The 16,769-nt window shown below is 39.9% G+C and carries 18 protein-coding genes; 9 read left to right on the top strand and 9 right to left on the bottom strand.

Going from position 1 to position 16,769, the window contains the following annotated elements:
- Positions 1 to 12 precede the first annotated feature (12 nt).
- On the bottom strand, positions 13 to 978 hold the full coding sequence (locus EHQ64_RS12340; protein WP_135649784.1) for an MBL fold metallo-hydrolase: 966 nt from the start codon (positions 976 to 978) through the stop codon (positions 13 to 15).
- Position 979: 1 nt separating this feature from the next.
- The gene (locus EHQ64_RS12345; RefSeq protein ID WP_246048743.1) at positions 980 to 1,513 is read right to left on the bottom strand and encodes a TetR/AcrR family transcriptional regulator; all 534 of its coding nucleotides are present in this window, start codon (positions 1,511 to 1,513) and stop codon (positions 980 to 982) included.
- A gap of 164 nt (positions 1,514 to 1,677) precedes the next feature.
- Between EHQ64_RS12345 and EHQ64_RS12350 the strand changes: the two genes are divergently transcribed.
- Positions 1,678 to 2,214: an inorganic diphosphatase gene (locus tag EHQ64_RS12350; RefSeq protein ID WP_210410865.1), complete on the top strand. Its 537-nt coding sequence runs from the start codon at positions 1,678 to 1,680 to the stop codon at positions 2,212 to 2,214.
- Between the two features lies 1 nt (position 2,215).
- On the opposite strand, the gene EHQ64_RS12355 is transcribed toward EHQ64_RS12350, so the two are convergent.
- From EHQ64_RS12355 to EHQ64_RS12365, 3 genes are all read right to left on the bottom strand, one after another.
- Positions 2,216 to 4,123 carry an adenylate/guanylate cyclase domain-containing protein gene (locus EHQ64_RS12355; protein WP_135649787.1) on the bottom strand — a complete coding sequence of 636 codons (1,908 nt, stop codon included), beginning with the start codon at positions 4,121 to 4,123 and terminating at the stop codon, positions 2,216 to 2,218.
- A 236-nt stretch (positions 4,124 to 4,359) separates the two neighbouring features.
- Positions 4,360 to 5,181: an alpha/beta fold hydrolase gene (locus tag EHQ64_RS12360; protein ID WP_135649788.1), complete on the bottom strand. Its 822-nt coding sequence runs from the start codon at positions 5,179 to 5,181 to the stop codon at positions 4,360 to 4,362.
- Between the two features lie 25 nt (positions 5,182 to 5,206).
- Positions 5,207 to 6,094: an SDR family oxidoreductase gene (locus EHQ64_RS12365; protein WP_135649789.1), complete on the bottom strand. Its 888-nt coding sequence runs from the start codon at positions 6,092 to 6,094 to the stop codon at positions 5,207 to 5,209.
- A 131-nt stretch (positions 6,095 to 6,225) separates the two neighbouring features.
- Between EHQ64_RS12365 and EHQ64_RS12370 the strand changes: the two genes are divergently transcribed.
- The 3 genes from EHQ64_RS12370 to EHQ64_RS12380 all read left to right on the top strand — a co-directional run bounded on the left by EHQ64_RS12370 (position 6,226) and on the right by EHQ64_RS12380 (position 8,889).
- The gene (locus tag EHQ64_RS12370; RefSeq protein ID WP_135649790.1) at positions 6,226 to 7,176 is read left to right on the top strand and encodes a helix-turn-helix transcriptional regulator; all 951 of its coding nucleotides are present in this window, start codon (positions 6,226 to 6,228) and stop codon (positions 7,174 to 7,176) included.
- 90 nt (positions 7,177 to 7,266) lie between these two features.
- The gene (locus EHQ64_RS12375; protein ID WP_135649791.1) at positions 7,267 to 8,169 is read left to right on the top strand and encodes a GGDEF domain-containing protein; all 903 of its coding nucleotides are present in this window, start codon (positions 7,267 to 7,269) and stop codon (positions 8,167 to 8,169) included.
- 48 nt (positions 8,170 to 8,217) lie between these two features.
- Positions 8,218 to 8,889 carry a class I SAM-dependent methyltransferase gene (locus EHQ64_RS12380; protein ID WP_135649792.1) on the top strand — a complete coding sequence of 224 codons (672 nt, stop codon included), beginning with the start codon at positions 8,218 to 8,220 and terminating at the stop codon, positions 8,887 to 8,889.
- Positions 8,890 to 8,898: 9 nt separating this feature from the next.
- On the opposite strand, the gene EHQ64_RS12385 is transcribed toward EHQ64_RS12380, so the two are convergent.
- Positions 8,899 to 9,438 (bottom strand): DUF4442 domain-containing protein, encoded by a 540-nt coding sequence (locus EHQ64_RS12385; protein ID WP_135649793.1) that lies wholly within the window; start codon positions 9,436 to 9,438, stop codon positions 8,899 to 8,901.
- A 449-nt stretch (positions 9,439 to 9,887) separates the two neighbouring features.
- Between EHQ64_RS12385 and EHQ64_RS12390 the strand changes: the two genes are divergently transcribed.
- The gene (locus tag EHQ64_RS12390; protein ID WP_135649794.1) at positions 9,888 to 11,816 is read left to right on the top strand and encodes a ricin-type beta-trefoil lectin domain protein; all 1,929 of its coding nucleotides are present in this window, start codon (positions 9,888 to 9,890) and stop codon (positions 11,814 to 11,816) included.
- 107 nt (positions 11,817 to 11,923) lie between these two features.
- On the opposite strand, the gene EHQ64_RS20230 is transcribed toward EHQ64_RS12390, so the two are convergent.
- The gene (locus EHQ64_RS20230) at positions 11,924 to 12,088 is read right to left on the bottom strand and encodes a hypothetical protein (RefSeq protein ID WP_167882398.1); all 165 of its coding nucleotides are present in this window, start codon (positions 12,086 to 12,088) and stop codon (positions 11,924 to 11,926) included.
- Between the two features lie 113 nt (positions 12,089 to 12,201).
- Here EHQ64_RS20230 and EHQ64_RS12395 point away from each other — a divergent pair, with 113 nt between their 5' ends.
- The 4 genes from EHQ64_RS12395 to EHQ64_RS12410 all read left to right on the top strand — a co-directional run bounded on the left by EHQ64_RS12395 (position 12,202) and on the right by EHQ64_RS12410 (position 15,314).
- Positions 12,202 to 12,657, top strand: a complete 456-nt coding sequence (locus EHQ64_RS12395) for a MarR family winged helix-turn-helix transcriptional regulator (protein ID WP_281275530.1) — start codon at positions 12,202 to 12,204, stop codon at positions 12,655 to 12,657.
- A 139-nt stretch (positions 12,658 to 12,796) separates the two neighbouring features.
- Positions 12,797 to 13,537 carry an SDR family NAD(P)-dependent oxidoreductase gene (locus EHQ64_RS12400; RefSeq protein WP_135649796.1) on the top strand — a complete coding sequence of 247 codons (741 nt, stop codon included), beginning with the start codon at positions 12,797 to 12,799 and terminating at the stop codon, positions 13,535 to 13,537.
- Positions 13,538 to 13,544: 7 nt separating this feature from the next.
- Positions 13,545 to 14,264: an MIP/aquaporin family protein gene (locus EHQ64_RS12405; RefSeq protein WP_135649797.1), complete on the top strand. Its 720-nt coding sequence runs from the start codon at positions 13,545 to 13,547 to the stop codon at positions 14,262 to 14,264.
- A gap of 84 nt (positions 14,265 to 14,348) precedes the next feature.
- Positions 14,349 to 15,314: a glycerophosphodiester phosphodiesterase gene (locus tag EHQ64_RS12410; RefSeq protein WP_135649798.1), complete on the top strand. Its 966-nt coding sequence runs from the start codon at positions 14,349 to 14,351 to the stop codon at positions 15,312 to 15,314.
- On the opposite strand, the gene EHQ64_RS12415 is transcribed toward EHQ64_RS12410, so the two are convergent.
- Both EHQ64_RS12415 and EHQ64_RS12420 read right to left on the bottom strand, forming a co-directional pair.
- On the bottom strand, positions 15,311 to 15,646 hold the full coding sequence (locus EHQ64_RS12415) for a response regulator (RefSeq protein WP_167882399.1): 336 nt from the start codon (positions 15,644 to 15,646) through the stop codon (positions 15,311 to 15,313). The two genes, EHQ64_RS12410 and EHQ64_RS12415, sit on opposite strands and share 4 nt — an antisense overlap.
- A 24-nt stretch (positions 15,647 to 15,670) precedes the next feature.
- On the bottom strand, positions 15,671 to 16,516 hold the full coding sequence (locus EHQ64_RS12420) for a sensor histidine kinase (protein ID WP_135649800.1): 846 nt from the start codon (positions 16,514 to 16,516) through the stop codon (positions 15,671 to 15,673).
- Positions 16,517 to 16,769 lie beyond the last annotated feature (253 nt).

The following is a 16,769-nucleotide window of genomic DNA, read 5'->3' on the forward strand; positions in this document are numbered from 1 at the left end:
TTTGATCTTAAATTACTCAGTCCAGTGAGGATATAAACCGATACGATCTATTACTTCTCCATCGTGAGCAGGAACCACTTCCAAATTCGGATACACTTTCAAAAGAGAATGAACCCTAAAGATCTCACGCCCTACAAGTTCCTTATCTCTGTCTACAAGCGATCTTAATAGTCTAGTTCTATGAGAAGGAATTTCGAATCCTTCTCTTGCCCACGTAATATCTCCTGTGAAAAAGTATCTTTTTCCGGAAGGAAGATTTAAGAACATTCCTACATCCCCTGCAGTATGTCCTTCCATCGGGACCAATACCACTGAACCGTCTCCAAACCAATCCAAACTTCTGGAATAATTCTCATAAGGTTTAGAAGAGAAATTTAGATCCTTCCAGAGTATATTTTCCGAATCCAATTGTTTCGGAAGATAACCCTTCTCTACTCCGAATTCTTGCAGATGTTTTCTACCGGGTTCTGTAGACCAAACCTTAGCAGAAGGAAAATCTTCCACACCACCCGCATGATCCCAATGCAAATGAGATAGAATGATATCTCCTATCTTTTTAGGATCGATCCCTACTTCTTTCAATTGTGAAACAAGAGGATTCGGATTTTCAAAAGCTACCATCGGTTTCACATAAAATCGATGATCCTTAAATTGATCTTGTATCTGAGTTCCAAGGCCGGAATCGAAAAGAAAAGTCCCTTTCGGATGTTCCACAAACACTACACTGTGATAGATAGGTTTTCGATGAAGTAAGGGCCCTCCTTCGAAAATGAAAGCAGAAGATGCTTTCTTTTCTCCGGTTTTAAAGATGGCAAATTTAAACTTAGTCAGACCGGAAGGTTTTTCCAATCGAGGATCCTTGGACAATCGACTAAATTCGGGAACTTCCGAAATTATTAGTTTAGGAATTCCTAATGCAGTACATAAAACGAAGGATAGAACTACAAAAAGTGCCAAAAGAGTGATTTTAAGTTTCATACTATTTCTCCAAAGAGACTAGAAGTTTTGCGGTTTTAGAAGCGGATCGGATCGCATCCGTATTTCGATTGGTCCTAGAAATTAAAATGGCTCCTTCCAACAAAGAAAGGATCCCGATCGCGAGTTCGGAAGCTTTGTCTTTTTCAAAACCGTTCTTTTGGAAAAAGGAATCTAAAATAGAGATCCAATCCTGAAAAACCGCAGCACAGGTTGAATTTACTAAAGAAGGTTCCGAAGCAGTTTCGGAGGCGGTGGTCATGATAGGGCAACCTTTGGAAAAACCGGAAGAGACCAATCTTTGCTCAAGAGCAAAAAAGATCCTCTGGATCCCTGAGGAGACTGATTTGGCAGAATCTAAAACCGCCTTTAGATCCTTAGCCAATTCATTCCCGGAAACAAGTAAGGCAAGAGAGGCTAATTCCTCCTTCCCTCCCGGAAAATGGAAATAGATCGAACCCTTGGGAGCCTTTGCATCTTCCACAATATCATTCAATCCGGTTCCGGCGTAACCCCCGATCTCTAAACGATCCGCCATGGCACGAACCATTTTTTCCTTTGCGATTTCCCCTTTCTGACCCATATAATTCTTAAAACATAAATAAATAGACCGGTCAACATATTTTTTAAACCCAGAATCCCTTTTTTCAATTCTCGAATCTCCTTGCTCAAACCCGGCCAAAACCCTAGATTTGCCGCATGATACAGCATCCTTGGCATGAAGCAAGTCCTGGCCCCAATCCTCCCCATGAAGTTCACGCACTTGTGGAAATCCCATCCGGAAGTAAGGCGAAATTCGAAGTGGATAAGGAATCCGGGCTCATCAAGTTAGATCGGGTGCTTTTTGCTTCTGCTCATTATCCAGCTCATTACGGATTTATCCCTCAAACCTTAGGAGATGATAAGGATCCTTTGGACATTTTGGTCCTTTGTTCGGAAGAAGTTCCCCCTCTCTGTTTGGTCCCCGCTAGAGTTGTTGGGGTCATGAGAATGATTGATAGAGGAGAAGGTGACGAAAAGATCTTAGCAGTCGCTTCGGGAGACAGGAGTTTTGATGGAGTGGAGCATGTATCCCAGCTCCCAAGTTCATTTAGAGCTGAGCTGACCCATTTTTTCTCGGTATATAAACAATTAGAAAAGAAAGAAGTTAGGGTAGAAGAGCCGGAAGGCCCTGAGGTAGCGAAAGAGCTGATCCTCAGAGCATTAGATTTTTATAAACAGAAGTTCCCGAAAAAATAGTTTAGCCGACTACTTCGTATACTTCGCTGGATTTAGTTTTTCCTTTTACTTTTACTTTTCCTAATTTTTTAAAGGAATATTTCCGGCGATTCTTCAATTTTCTGTAAGTGCTTTCACTAAGTAGAAGATTTGCTTCAAATTCTTTCGTAAGACCCTCTATCCTAGAAGCAAGATTAACTGCATCCGAGATCACTGTCCCATCCATTCTTTCTTCTTCTCCGATAGTACCGAGCATCAAAGTCCCGGTATGAAGTCCGATCCCTATCTTGATCGGTTCATAATGACGATCCGATCTGGATTGGTTGAGAGCGTCCAGCTCTCTTAACATTTCCATTGCTGCATCTAAAGCCTGATCCGGAACATTCGGGAATAAGGCCATGATCCCATCTCCCAAATACTTATCGATGAAACCTCCGTGCTTACGGATGATCGGTCCCATTCTTCTCATATAAGAATTTAAGAAGTCGAAATTATCTTTAGGGGTCATCTTCTCCGAAAGAACTGTAAAGGATCTGATATCAGAGAATAAGATGGTCATTTCTCTTTGAACCTGGTCTCCTAAGCCGATCTCCGTTATATCACTCTTATTTAAAAATCTTAAAAATGCCAATGGAACGAATCGGCTATATGCCTTGTTCACTTCCAATAAGTTATCCGATAAACGTTCTATGTATAAGAATGCTTGGGAAAAGCGGAAAGAAAGCAGATAGGATTGAACGAAAATAAATACGAATAATCCCAAAGGAAGATAATATCCTGTATTGATTACCGCCTGAGAATAAAGGCTATCGTTGATCGCAGCGGCAGTCAAAGCGATCACCCCGCCCAAAGCCATAATGGAACCTTCTGCCCTATTTCTTACTAAACGAACTAAAACGAAGAAGATCCAAAAGATCACAAAAACCAATCCCAATTGGAAAGGGATCAATGTATGAGTGTAAATACTCGCAGGAGTAAATACAACCATCGACGAGATGATGCCGTTAAACCAGAGAAAAAACCTTCTGATCTTTGCTGAGAAAGAATTCGGATATAGTGCATCCACATAATAAATAAAGAATGGAACCGCAAGATAGAAGGAGAGATATTCCAACTTGCTAAAAAATTCCCAAGGAAGAGCTGGGAATTTATGGATTAAAAATCTTTCTCCAGTTACGAAAATCCTAAGGCAGATACTCGCACAAAATGCTCCGAAAAACAATCCGGTCATGTCTCTTCTTCTCAAAGAGAATAAACCGAAATGATATAATGCCATGATGATGATACTTCCGAATAGGAACATCTCGCTAAAAGAATTCGTATCTCTTAAATTTAGAAGATCCCTTTCCGTTCCTAAACGAAGAGATTCCCAAAGACCACCCTTGTAATGGTTAAAGTTGGAAATTTCCACTTGTAGGAGCATTTCCTTGTTCGGCTGTCCGATCGAAATATAAAGAGGAAGATATTGAGGCTGGGAAGAATTTTCGTCAGGACCCACAACTCCATTGCCCAGAATTTTTTTGCCGTCCAAATAAACTGCAGCTGCGGTTCCAGCGCCTTGGAATTGGATCATCAAACGTCCTTGGTTCTGGCCGGGAATGATCTTTAAAGTATAAGTTCCGTATCCAAAAGCCATTAAAGGATTCATTCCTTCCAAATGGCCGATTTGATTCCAATTTCCCGGAATATTTACTGTGATCGGTGACTGGTCTTTTTTACCGATTTCAGGTCTTGAAACTGCAAGCTTCATCCATTGGAATTTCCACTCTCCATCCAGTTTTACGATACCGTCCTCGGCAAAATTCCAGTCGCGAAGATCCAACACACCGTTCTCGGCGAGTGGATATATTTTAGAAGAAACTTTAGTGCGACAAGAGAGTAACGTTAGGATCAAAAAAATCGAGAGCGAAAAAACTTTTGCGTATTTCATATGGTTTCGTTGGAGAATTGGACGAGGTACTTTTTCGTTTCCCGCAGATTGAGTGGCATTTTCCCCACCCAAAATCCGGAAAGCGGGAGCAATAGTAATCAGATTCTGAATTCTATTAAATCAGAAATTTCTCATTTCGGTTGGATTTTGGAATTTTTTTTCGGTTTAGAATCTATAACCCCCGTTCGATGAAAAATGGATCTTAGAAAAATCCCGGACGAATGTCCGGGTTCTACTCAATATCTTTGAAGAAAAGTTTCCAATATCTCTCTAAATGCTTCCGGCTGGTCCAATTGTAACCAATGCCCTGCATTCTGGATCACTTTATGAGGGAATCCTAATTGCAGACGATGTAATGAGAACTTATCGTCGTTTTCTGGAGTTACAATCGCCAATTTCGGCCCTACATATCTTTTTAAAGAAAGGGTAGGATCATAATCCAATAACTCGGAAGTGATCTTAATTACCATATCCTTAGGAGCTCTTACCAATTCTTCGAACAATCTTTCCTGCACTTCAGGCTTAGATCTTTCTAATAATTGTTTCCAATAAGTTTCGGTAGTTTCTACATATGCATCCGAGAATAAAACATTTTTAATTTGAGTCCGAATTTCTTCCGGATTTTTTTTAGGATCTCCGTTGGAATCTACAAGAACAAGACCCGCTACCCTACTCGGATTTTCTCCAGCATATTGAAGCGCAACACTTCCTCCCATACTATGACCGACTAATACAAATCTTTGTAAACCAAGAAGATTGACGACTGTCGCCAAATCTTTCGCCATAGAAGAGATCCTATAATCTCCATCTTTCGGAAATTCGGAATCTCCGTGTCCTCTCAATTCGATCCGTACAACTCTTCGGTTTTGGACCAAAGAATCTTTGATGCCATCCCAATGAGATACATTCCCTCCGAAAGAATGCACAAACACTACAGGCATCCCACCGAAACCTTCGTCCTTATAGGAAATTTTTCCGGTAGGTCCGTGAACGGATGTTTTAATGATCTCTCCTTTACAAAGGACGATCCCAAAAACGGAAGTAGCTAAAGTTATCATGATGTATACTCCATATCTCTTTTTTTTAGTTCAGATTTTCTCCGAACTTTTCTTTATAATAATTTCCCCAATGAGGTCTGGATCCATCTGAATCGATAAATCCGTATTCATCCGAAAGTTTCCAACTGCTCCAAGGCTTTCCTGTTTTTTGAAAGATATTCGGATCGGAGGCAAGATGTGAAACAGCTCTTCCTACAAAGGTAGGGGTTTCGGAAGCGATGAAATGTTCTTCTTTTTTGACCGCGTCTTTCCAGTTCGATTCCTGAACTCCAAAATAATCCAACATCTGTTCGGATCTTAAAAATCCCGGAGTTAAAGAAATTGCGGTTACACCGTCCGACTTTAATTCTTCCGAAAGACAAACTGCCAGATTGATCACGGAAGATTTTACAAGACTATAAGGAAGATTTCCTCTGTATCTATAATCGATCCCGTCCGTAACTTCTATAAGAAGTCCGGAATCCGATTTAAGTAGAAGAGGCGCAGAATAATAAGCGGTGATCAAATGGGATTGTAGACAATTATTAAACATTTTTAATGCTTTGCCCAAATCCTGTTCCCAAAATTTTTTGCCCCATTCTGAAAGATGTTCTCCTCCCCAAACATCGTTGATCAGAATATCTAAACGACCTCCGTTTTCGGAAGAGATCTTATCGATCAAAGCTTTCACTTGCTCTTTGTTCGTATGATCCGTTTTGATCGGAATTCCGACACCGCCTGCCTTATTTACCAGTTCGGCAGTTTCCTCGATCGTTTCTTTTCTGCCGATCTCGGATATGGATCCGTTGGAGGTCCTACCGGTTACATAAACTGTTGCCCCCTCTTCTCCCAAAGAAATAGCGATCCCTCTCCCAGCACCCCTAGTCCCTCCGGCGACCAAAGCGATTTTGCCTTTCAGCTTTTTTTCTTTCATAAAACGAGTATAAAGGAATATACATGACAAGATCTGTCATATTTAGGATTTATTATTATTCTTAATAAAACCTGCAAAATTCAGGATACGAATGTAGCAGGATCTGCCTCAATCAGAGGCTCTTCGTCGTTATGAGAGCGGATCGACTTTTAAATATTCTATTACATCTACAGGCAAAAGGAAGAACCACCGCAAAGGAACTTTCTAAAAAGCTGGAGATCTCCGAAAGAACCGTTCATAGGGATATGGAGGCTCTTTCAGCTGCTGGTATCCCAATCTACGCGGAAAGAGGGATTGGAGGCGGATGGAGCTTAAGCGACGGCTATCGCACCAATCTCACTGGTTTCAAAAAAGAAGAAGTCATTTCCTTATTACTCGTCCATTCCTCCAGAGTGTTGGAAGATCTGGGCAAGAAAAAAGACTTCGATTCAGCATTCGTAAAATTATTAGCCGCTCTTCCTCCCGCCTACAAAAAAGATGCGGAGACTGCAAGACAAAGGATCCATATAGACGGACTCGGATGGCATCGTGTTATCAAAGAACTTCCAGTGCTTCCGGTCTTACAAGATGCGGTATGGGAAGAAAAAAAGGTAAAGATCATTTACGAAAAAGAAGCAGGAAAGCCAGAGGAGAGGATCATAGAACCTTACGGCCTAGTCGCTAAAGATAATATCTGGTATGTAGTCGCAAAAAGAAGTAAGGAGATGAGAGTTTATAGAATTTCTCGGATCAAAGAAGCAACTCTTACTACGGAAAGATTTGAAAGACCTAAAAAATTCGATCTAGCGAAATACTGGGAAGAATGGATCACAGAATTTAAATCCAGAGTTCCTAAATACATCGTAAAAGTCAAAATTTCAGAAGCGGACGCGGATCATGTGAAAAGGATCTCCTACGTAAAATGTCTAAACATAAAACCTATGGAAAAAGGTTTCGTAGAAATGACCTTGGATCTTGAAACCAGAGAATGGGCCTTGGGAAGCATGCTACAATACTGCGATTCGGTTTTTGTTTTGGAACCTTTGGAATTACAGGAAGCAATTCGACATAAGGCGAAACAGATCTTAAAAACTTACGGCTAATTTTTAAAATACAACATCGCGCGTAAGAAGATTGATTTTCTATAATTTTAGGAGTAATTTAGAATAAATGAACTTCTAATATAGAAATCAATGTCTTCCTCTTTAAAAAATTACTGGATCCGAAATCTAAACTTCCTGGAGACCCTGGATGACGCGATACTCATCTCAGATCCGAAAGGAAAACTTTTGGATCATAATTCTTCTGCTCAGGAACTAGGGCTGGTTCCTGAAAAACCCGATCTAAAATTGACTCGTTGGTATTTATCATTAGCGGAGAAGGATCCGAAAGAACAATCTCATCTTACTTTGGTGCTTTCTTCCGTAAAAAGAAGATTCGTTTGTAGGACGGTCCCAATTCTTCTGGATGATAAAGAACCTGCGAAAGCATTCTATTTCCGAGATCTTACCGAAAAGATCCTATCCGAAGCAAAAGCTCAAAGATACGAGACTTTGTTCAGAAGAAGAGAGAATAGGATTAAAGAATTAGAAATCCGTGATAAACTTACAGGGCTATTCAATCGAGATTATACGATCGAATCTTTCCAGGCGGAATTATTCAGGGCTGAAAGAACAGAGTCAAAAATAGGCATCATTTATCTGGACATTGATCGTTTAAAAGAGATCAACGAGATATTCGGGACCCAAAAAGGAGATCTTTTACTGAAAGAAATGGGAAAGATCCTTTTAGAAAATTCCAGAAGAAGTGATATCACTTCTAGGATCGGGGGAGAAGAGTTCCTACTTCTGCTACCCGGAGCAAACAAGGATATTGTTTTGGATCGAGCAGAAAAGATCAGAAGATTATTTTCAGAATACGGACAGCCTGATCCTTTAGGAGAGATTAAAACAACCGTATCTGTAGGAGTTGCAATGTATCCAGAAGACGGTTCCACCAGAGATCATTTACTCTTAGAAGCTCAAAAGGCGATGGAGATCGCAAAACATTCCGGCAAAAACAAAGTGGTTTTCAAGGGAATAAACGATAAAAATTAAAACTAAAATTCGATGGATCTATATTCTATTCGTTAGATAAAGGAATCAATGGAATACGTTGAAAAATTCGAAGGGGAAAGAGCAAAAGTATACGAGAGAAGGATCGGCAAAATGATCCCTTTCTATTCCGGGATTATGGAACTCGTTGCGATCTATCTTTTAGAGAAAACTCCCAAGAATGGAAAAATTTTATCCGTAGGTTGCGGAACGGGAGCCGATTTCAAAAAACTTTTAGAGATTGCACCGGATAAGTTCTCGATCACCGGTTTAGATCCTTCTCCCGAAATGATCCAACAGGCGGAGAGAAAATTTCCTCATCTAAAATTCGTATGTTCCACGATTAGCGAACTTCCTGCCATACCTGAATACGATTCGATCACACTATTATTCGTTTTACATTTTTTACCGGACGACGGCGCAAAACTTTCCATTTTAAAAGAGATCCATTCTAGATTGAAACCAAACGGAAGTTTTATCCTATTCGATCTATTTGACCCAGAACCGGAAGCAAGAGAAGAATTGTTCCAAAACATTAAATCTTATTTAAAGAATTTCCAAGGTTGGGAAGAAGAAGCGGTAGAAGTGTATCTCAAAAGAGTATTCGAGCTACATAGAATTCCAAAAGAAAGATACGAAACTCTTCTGACAGAAGCGGGTTTTTCAGGATCTGTTCAAAAATTCGAAAGCCTACATGTAGGTGGCTGGATCGCAGTCAAATAATTTAGAGACTCAACTTCCTTTGCTTGGTTTAAAAGCAGAGGTTTGTTTTTTTGCAGCCAATTTCTTTTCGTAAAACTCTTTAGATGCAGCATAGATCGTTTTTTCAAAAGTCGCGTAGACGTTTCCTTGTTCGTCTTCATACTTTGCAGGGAGATCAAAAACGATCTCTCCTTTCTCTAAAATATCCTGCTTTGTTTTTTCGATCAGTTCTTCAGTGATCAAAAATCTGATTTTAACTTTATTGAGGATCGGTCTTACAAATTTGACTTTTGCAGCCTTGTCCCAAACCACATAGTCTTCTCCTAGGATCCACATCATCATCAACATATAATAAGGATCTACCGAACTGTAAATACTCCCTCCGTAAATTGTTCCTACACGATTTAATGTCCTGATATTCTTTTTCAGACTGACATGTAACTCTCTCAGATCGGAAGAAATGAATTGGATCTTTCCTCCCGTGCACCAAACGCAGGGCCAATAGTTCAGACGAAAGCGCAACCACCAAGAAGAGAAAGATTCTTTTTTATCGCTCGAATATAATTTCATATAAATTCCTGAAGTAAGATCCTATATCAGATCTATATTCTATTTTTATAATCCTTATTACAGTTCTAAAATTGAAGGAATGGTTTGAGAATAAAATGATCTCACCTTCCATTCGGATAAAAACCATAAGGCCTTTTTTCAAATTCCATTTTGGATCATTTCTCGCAACTAAGATTCTTCCGGAAAAAGCAATGTTCGTTATGGGACTTCTCAAAAAGAACAAGTTCTTCCGATTCTTATATTCCAATTATATATGGATGAGAAGTTTCTATCATGATTTGATGTCTCCAATTTTTTTAAAAACAATCGTTATGTTAACTTTTTCAAAAAGAAAGAAAGGGCATTGACATACTATTTGTTCCTCATATTTGTTTTGAGTCTCCTCATTTGGAAACATAAGCATTAAAGTTTCATAATGCATAAAAATAGATCATTTGAATGGTGAAAAAATGAAAATTTCCAAGTCTTCCGGTCCGGTTTTAGCCGGGTTTCTATTTATCTCTGCCTTCTTCCTTGAATTAGGCTGTAAGGACTCCTCTTCCGATAACGAGTATTTATTAGGTCTCCTACAACAAGGAGGCAAATCTGGGGCTTATTTGCCTGCAGACACCAATTATAAGGCCCAATATTTAGTTCCTGCCCCTTTGGATCAGCCAAGCGGGATCCCTTTTGAAGGCGGCGGAACAAAAGGAAAAAGCGGAAGAAGCCCAATTCCAGTATATGCTCCAAAATTGCAGATCGATCCACAAAGCTGGATGACAAGCGGATACCAAGCAAAAGGGGACACTCAATTAAGAAACATCTGTATCCCAGGAACCCATGACTCAGGAACCTACGGCATCCAGGGAATCGACGAAAATATTTCTCAAACCCAAGAATACACAGTCGGAGAACAATTGGCGATCGGTTATCGTTACTTCGATCTAAGGATCAAGAAGATAGACGGGCAATTTAAGATCCATCACGGATCTAGCGTTTCCGTTCCGGCTATTGAAGTATTCCAACATATTTCCAGTTTTGTAAACAATCGTAAGAAGGAAGTTGTTTTCGTTCATATCCAAAACGTGGACAGTATGAGCGACGATGAACATTATCAATTAAGAGACCAATTGGTTCTTCCTTATCTAGGTTCCAGAATGGCTCCTCGTTCTTTAGGAAATTCCGTGAACTTCAACCAATTATGGAATTTGGATAAAAACGTAATTCTTATCTGGGGCGGAGGAAATTATTCCGCATTATCTTCTTCTTACTGGAACCAAGGTGAGACTATGAAAAGCGACTGGCAGAATACCGGAAGCGAGTCCGACCTGATCAATGCATTAAGAGCAAGAATTAAGGATGATAGAGGTGGAAAATTCTACGTAGCTCAAATGATCCTTACTCCGAACGCGGCTCAGATCATTTTCCCTCCTTACTGGGGAAGTATAGAAGATCTTACCAATGATAAGTTGGATCATGCAAGTTTCGTTTACGACTTAGACAGAGAGGCAAAAAAATCGGGACAAAGGATCAATATCGCAATGGTGGATTTTGCAGGCCCTCGTTTCTCTCAATATGCATTCGAAGCTTGTATGGACGTAAACGATCTGGAACCTAGATATTTCACTCTTAAGAGCAAACAGTCCAATCTATGTTTAGATGTAAACAATAGCGGAACAGAAAATAACACTAGAGTTCAGGTTTGGAATTGTAACGGGACCAACGCACAAAAATGGTTCTATGAACATTCTACAAGTTATCTAAGAAGCAAATTGAACACTGACAAATGTTTGGATAACGGAGCGGAAAATTGGAACGGAGGAAAGATCGTCCTCTGGGATTGTAAGGATAAGGACAATATGCGTTTCGATCTTTATGATGATTCGATCCGAGTCAGACAAAATGAGTCTATCGCGGTGGATGCAAACGGTTCTACTAGCGGCTCTTTAGTAAGTCAATGGACATGGCATGGTGGAAATAACCAACGTTGGGAGAAAAATTACGAATCTCCATACTTTACACTAGTCAACCAAGCTTCTAATAGATGTTTAGATATAAGCAATAGTAGTACTGCAAACGGAGCAAGGATCCAAGTATATAACTGTAACGGGACCGATGCTCAAAAATGGTATTATGATCCTATCAACAGTTTCCTTCGAAGCAAATTGAATCCTAATAAATGTATGGATAACGGCGGCGAAGCTCGTGACGGAGGAAAGATCGCGCTCTGGGATTGTAAGGATATGAATAATATGAGATTCGATTTTGTAGGAGATAGTATTCGAAATCGAATTAACTCCAATTTCGCAGTGGATGCAAATGGAACCGGTAACGGAGCCTTAGTAAGCCAATGGACATGGAATGGGGGAAACAATCAGTTATGGAAGAAGTCCTACTGATACTATAACTCTTCTTCAAATTCTACTCTCTGCCTTTCCTAAAATTAGATAAGGCAGAGATTGGATACAAAAGCCCGATCAAAAGATCGGGCTTTTTCTTTTTCAGATCAGCCTCCGAAACTCGCCTTCACCAATCCGTAAACAAGCGCCAATGAATAAGCGAACACTGAAATAGAAAGGGATGCAGAAATCATTGCGATCCCGAGACCTATGGGAGATCCCCAAGAATACCAAGGGAAGTCCGGAATTTCGTTCTTGCCATTTTCCAGCATATTTATTCTCCTTAAATCGAATTAACTCGATAATCTATTATCTTGATTATCGAGATATTTGATGGTCGAAATAATTGCAAGACAAAAAAATCCCAAAAACGAAGCCGGAATTAATGGAATCCATTCTCACTAGTTCCAAAGATCTAGGAACGGTCTCTATCCTTTTCCACCAAACAATCGCCGATCGTCTAGGCCTTCATATTACGGACCATAAATGTGTGGATCTTCTATTTACTCATGGGCCTCAAACAGCGGGAGAAATCGCGAAAACAATGGGTTTAAGCACTGGATCCGTGACTTCTCTCATTGATCGTTTGGAAAAAAAAGGCTTAGTAGAAAGAAAGAATGATCCGGAAGACAGAAGGAAAGTCCGGGTCTTTCTAACCCAAGATCTTGCAGCTCTGCAGAAAATCGGAATTCTGTTCGAAAGCCTGGCGAAATCCGTGTGGGAACAACTCTCCTCCTACACTGCGGACGAGTTAAAGATCATTTTGGATTATACGCGCAAATCCATCCGGATCATGGAAGAAGAAAGAGAAAAACTTCTAAAAGACCGACCGAACGTTTAAATCTTTTAGAAAGATTCTACTATTTGGTGTTTCTTTTTAAGCTTGCTTAGCCTGACGATCCTACGAAATAATTCTGCGAAAACTTTTAGAACTAAGCCGAATTAGCTAAACACAGAAAATTCGAGATAGGAGTAAGAGAATGCAAGCATTAGTAACCGGAGCCAGCGAAGGGATCGGAAGAGAGTTTGCGAAACAATTAGCTGCAAAAGGATATAAGATCACAGCGGTCGCAAGAAACGAAGTAAGACTCAAACAACTTACCGACGAACTCGGAAAAGGTCATAAGTTTATCGTAGCAGACCTTTCCGATCCGAAATCCACGGCAAAAATACAAAAAGAACTAGAAACAAATCATTACGATTTATTAATAAATAATGCGGGGTTCGGGGTATACGGACCATTCCATAAGGCGGATCTTTCCAGGCTCCAATCTATGACTCGTTTGAATATTGACTCCTTGGTTTCCTTATCCTATTCTTTTTTAAAAAATTCCCAGTCTGGAGATTCTTTGATGAATATCTCTTCTACCTTGGGACTTGTACCTATGCCTTCTTCGGGAGTTTATTCCGCGACAAAAGCGTTTGTGACTTCCTTCAGCGAATCATTATGGTATGAACAGAAAAAAAGAGGAGTATACGTAATGGGTCTTTGCCCAGGAGTTACTGTTTCTAACTTTTTTGAAAGAGCAGGAGGGAATCCAAAAGACTTTCCGAAAGCGATCGCTCAGTCTGCGGAAACCTTGGTGGAATACGCTCTCTCAGCTTTGAAAAAAAGAAGCACACCGACTGTAGTGTCAGGACTTCCTAACAAAGTTTTGGTAAAAGTTTCCAAACTGATCGGAAGAAAAGCAACAGTTAGATTGATGGGAAAAATGAGGTAATTTATAGATGTCTTCCCCTTTTTTAGGAGAATTATTCGGAACGTTCATATTAATCCTTTTAGGCGACGGAGTAGTCGCAGGAGTTCTATTAGAAAAATCTAAAGCAAAAGATTCAGGCTGGATAGTGATCACTTCGGCCTGGGCATTTGCTGTGATCTTAGGTGTATTTGTTTCGAAAGCATTCGGAAGCGCAGATGCACATTTAAATCCAGCTGTCACTCTTGCATTCGCGGTCCAATCAGGAGATTATTCCAAAATCCCAATCTATTTGCCTGCGCAGTTTTTAGGAGCTTTCTTGGGAGCTATCGCAGTGTATCTGCATTATCTTCCACACTGGAAAGAAACAAAAGATCAGGGAAAAATTTTGGCGGTGTTCTCAACGGACCCGGCAATCTCTCATCCTCCTTCCAATTTTATCAGCGAACTTTTAGGAACTTTCGTTTTGATTGTGGGGATCCATTCCATCTTCTCCACTCAAATCCCGGACGTAACAACTCCAATCGGAGTATTTTTCGTAGGGATCTTAGTATGGGTGATCGGGCTTTCTATGGGAGGGACCACGGGATATGCGATCAATCCTGCAAGAGATCTAGGACCTAGACTCGCGCATTATTTATTACCGATCCCAAACAAAGGAAGCTCCGGTTGGAAATATTCATGGCTTCCGATCCTAGCTCCTTTTGTAGGAGGATCTGCCGCAGGATTATTTCTAAAGTTGATCCTGTAATCGTAATTTAAAATAAGATACGATTTGCTCTTTTACAAAAGAAGAAGTGTATCAAACAATTGCTCTATTAAATTCGAGGAATCTATGAATTTTTTTAAAACAAGGATATTCTCTGCATGTTTTATCCTTCTTTCCGTCTATTGCGGAGGGGAACAGATCCGAAATAAACCGATAGATGGTAATTTGGATCTGCAAGGACATAGGGGTGCAAGAGGTTTAAAACCGGAAAATACTTGGCCTGCATTCGAAGAAGCTCTCTCCCAAGGAATGACCACAATAGAGTTGGATACAGTTCTCACAAAAGATCAGAAAATCATAATACATCATGACTCAGAGTCCAATCCTGCATTGTGTACAAAAAAGGATGGATCTGAGATCATTTCCAAATCCATCTACGAACTCACTCTCGCTGAATTAAAAGAGTTGGATTGTGGAACTAAAAAAAATCCGAAATTCCCTGAGCAGATCTCTATTCCTGGAACAGAATTGATCACAATTCAGGAATTTTTCGAAAAAATCCAAACCTGGGAAAAAACAGGAAAGAGAAAGTTGATCCCTAAATTTAATATAGAGACTAAATTTCCGAAAGATTCTGAATCACAGGTCTCGAATGAAATTTTAGAAACTCATGTAAGCTTATTGATCAAGGCAATTGAAACTGCAAAAGTAGCGGATAGAACCACGATACAATCTTTCTATCTTCCGGCCATCCAACTGGCAAAAAAGAAAAATCCGAAGATCAAAACTTCAGCATTATTCTCTCTTACCTATCCTCAAGGCGCCGCTATGAAATTCGGATTCGGAGATTCTAGAAGAGAACTTGTATTAAACCAAACAAAAGAATTAAAAGCGGATATCATCTCGCCTTACTTTCTCTATGTTACGGATGAGTTCGTATTTAAGGCACATTCTCTAGGAATTAAAGTGATCCCTTGGACTGTAAATGATACGAATGAAATGAGAAGATTGATCAAAACCGGTGTAGACGGGATTATCACTGACTATCCCGACCGTTTAAATTCAGTATTAAAGGAAACTCCTTCTCCTTAATTGCGAATCAAATTTTTTAGAGCAAGAACATCCAAGGGTTTCGGAAGAATTCCCTTGGGTTTCGTGGCATCTGCACGATCCGTTACGCTACTTTCGGAATAAGCAGTACAATAAATATGATCGATCCGTTTTTCGGACAAGATCTGATGAATAGTCTCGATACCGTCCATCGGACCGTTGATCTTTATATCCATTAATATGCAGTCCGGATTTTCTTCTTTTGCGCAAAGGACTGCTTCCGGGCCATTATCCACGATCGCAACCACTTCGAATTCTTTTCCGAGGATGTTTTGCAGGAAAAGAGCGTTTAACGCTTCATCCTCAACAATCAAGATTCGCTTACGGGTTTCTTTCATTTATGCCCTAAAGCGAATATCGTATTTTAACCCCTGATTTCCGTCCACCTCGATCTTAGCCGACAGCTGTTTTGACAAAGCAGAAATCAACGTTAGACCCAATCCCTGTCCAAATTTAGATTCCCAACCCTCCAATATACCAACCCCATCATCCTGGATTATAAGTTGGAAATTTCCGTTTTTCTCTTCAATATGTACGTAAATTTTTCCGGCGGTTCCGGTTGGGAACCCATGTTTTAAAGAATTCGTTACGATCTCGTTGATCAGAATTCCGCAAGGTATCGCTTTGGAGATATCCATGTTCACTCCATCTGCCCGAACCTTGCAGTCTATATTTTCCTTCTCTCCTTTTTGCGCGTTTTGTATAGAGTCCAGAAGTTTCGGAAGAAATTCCCCGAAATCCACCTTACTATAACTTTCCGATTTATATAAAAAGTCATGCACAAGTGCGATCGAATACACCCTTTGGATCGCTATCGTATAATGATTCTGTAATCCTTCTTCCAGGCCGTCCCTTTGAAGGGAAAGAAAAGAGATTACAGAGTTCAAATTATTTTTCACCCTATGATGGATCTCGTTAATCAATATTTTCTTCTCTTCCAAACTATCTTTCAATTCGGACTCTACCAGGTCCCTATGCCAGAACTCCGATCTCAAAAGTAAATATAATACGAATGCAGTAATACCTACGAACAACCATCCTTTTAAAGTTTGGAGCTCTTTATAAACCGGTTCATTCCAAGCAATCACTTCCAGAAGAAGGTCCGACCCAAGTATCCAGAAACCACCTAACGCAGAGTATATGATAGAAATTTTAAGTGCCGATCTTTTGGTGGAAGCGGTCATAGTCGATTGGACGAGCTAAATCTTTTAGCACAGTCCAAAAGATTTGATCCAAAACAAAACAGTCATCCTTTTTACAAAACCGATTTCCCCCGTTTAAGGTAAGCCGTTTTGACTAATTTTTAGCTCTTCGGATTATGTCGAAAGCCGGTCAAAATTTCTGAAAAGAACTTAAACGATCGTTCGATGATTACATTCATCAAAATAAAAAATAGATCCTATAATTTTTTGATCTTCCTACATTTTAAAAAATATT

It is taken from the genome of Leptospira sarikeiensis (assembly GCF_004769615.1).
Lineage (GTDB): Bacteria > Spirochaetota > Leptospiria > Leptospirales > Leptospiraceae > Leptospira_B > Leptospira_B sarikeiensis.

Excerpts from the sequence above, each read along its gene's own strand:
- EHQ64_RS12390 (WP_135649794.1), top strand. The coding sequence starts at position 9,888 with ATGAAAATTTCCAAGTCTTCCGGTCCGGTTTTAGCCGGGTTTCTATTT.
- EHQ64_RS12405 (WP_135649797.1), top strand. The coding sequence starts at position 13,545 with ATGTCTTCCCCTTTTTTAGGAGAATTATTCGGAACGTTCATATTAATC.
- EHQ64_RS12365 (WP_135649789.1), bottom strand. The coding sequence starts at position 6,094 with ATGAAAGAAAAAAAGCTGAAAGGCAAAATCGCTTTGGTCGCCGGAGGG.
- EHQ64_RS12355 (WP_135649787.1), bottom strand. The coding sequence starts at position 4,123 with ATGAAATACGCAAAAGTTTTTTCGCTCTCGATTTTTTTGATCCTAACG.
- EHQ64_RS12395 (WP_281275530.1), top strand. The coding sequence starts at position 12,202 with ATGGAATCCATTCTCACTAGTTCCAAAGATCTAGGAACGGTCTCTATC.
- EHQ64_RS12410 (WP_135649798.1), top strand. The coding sequence starts at position 14,349 with ATGAATTTTTTTAAAACAAGGATATTCTCTGCATGTTTTATCCTTCTT.
- EHQ64_RS12400 (WP_135649796.1), top strand. The coding sequence starts at position 12,797 with ATGCAAGCATTAGTAACCGGAGCCAGCGAAGGGATCGGAAGAGAGTTT.
- EHQ64_RS12420 (WP_135649800.1), bottom strand. The coding sequence starts at position 16,516 with ATGACCGCTTCCACCAAAAGATCGGCACTTAAAATTTCTATCATATAC.
- EHQ64_RS12380 (WP_135649792.1), top strand. The coding sequence starts at position 8,218 with ATGGAATACGTTGAAAAATTCGAAGGGGAAAGAGCAAAAGTATACGAG.
- EHQ64_RS12360 (WP_135649788.1), bottom strand. The coding sequence starts at position 5,181 with ATGATAACTTTAGCTACTTCCGTTTTTGGGATCGTCCTTTGTAAAGGA.
- EHQ64_RS20230 (WP_167882398.1), bottom strand. The coding sequence starts at position 12,088 with ATGCTGGAAAATGGCAAGAACGAAATTCCGGACTTCCCTTGGTATTCT.
- EHQ64_RS12385 (WP_135649793.1), bottom strand. The coding sequence starts at position 9,438 with ATGAAATTATATTCGAGCGATAAAAAAGAATCTTTCTCTTCTTGGTGG.
- EHQ64_RS12345 (WP_246048743.1), bottom strand. The coding sequence starts at position 1,513 with ATGGCGGATCGTTTAGAGATCGGGGGTTACGCCGGAACCGGATTGAAT.
- EHQ64_RS12370 (WP_135649790.1), top strand. The coding sequence starts at position 6,226 with ATGAGAGCGGATCGACTTTTAAATATTCTATTACATCTACAGGCAAAA.
- EHQ64_RS12375 (WP_135649791.1), top strand. The coding sequence starts at position 7,267 with ATGTCTTCCTCTTTAAAAAATTACTGGATCCGAAATCTAAACTTCCTG.
- EHQ64_RS12340 (WP_135649784.1), bottom strand. The coding sequence starts at position 978 with ATGAAACTTAAAATCACTCTTTTGGCACTTTTTGTAGTTCTATCCTTC.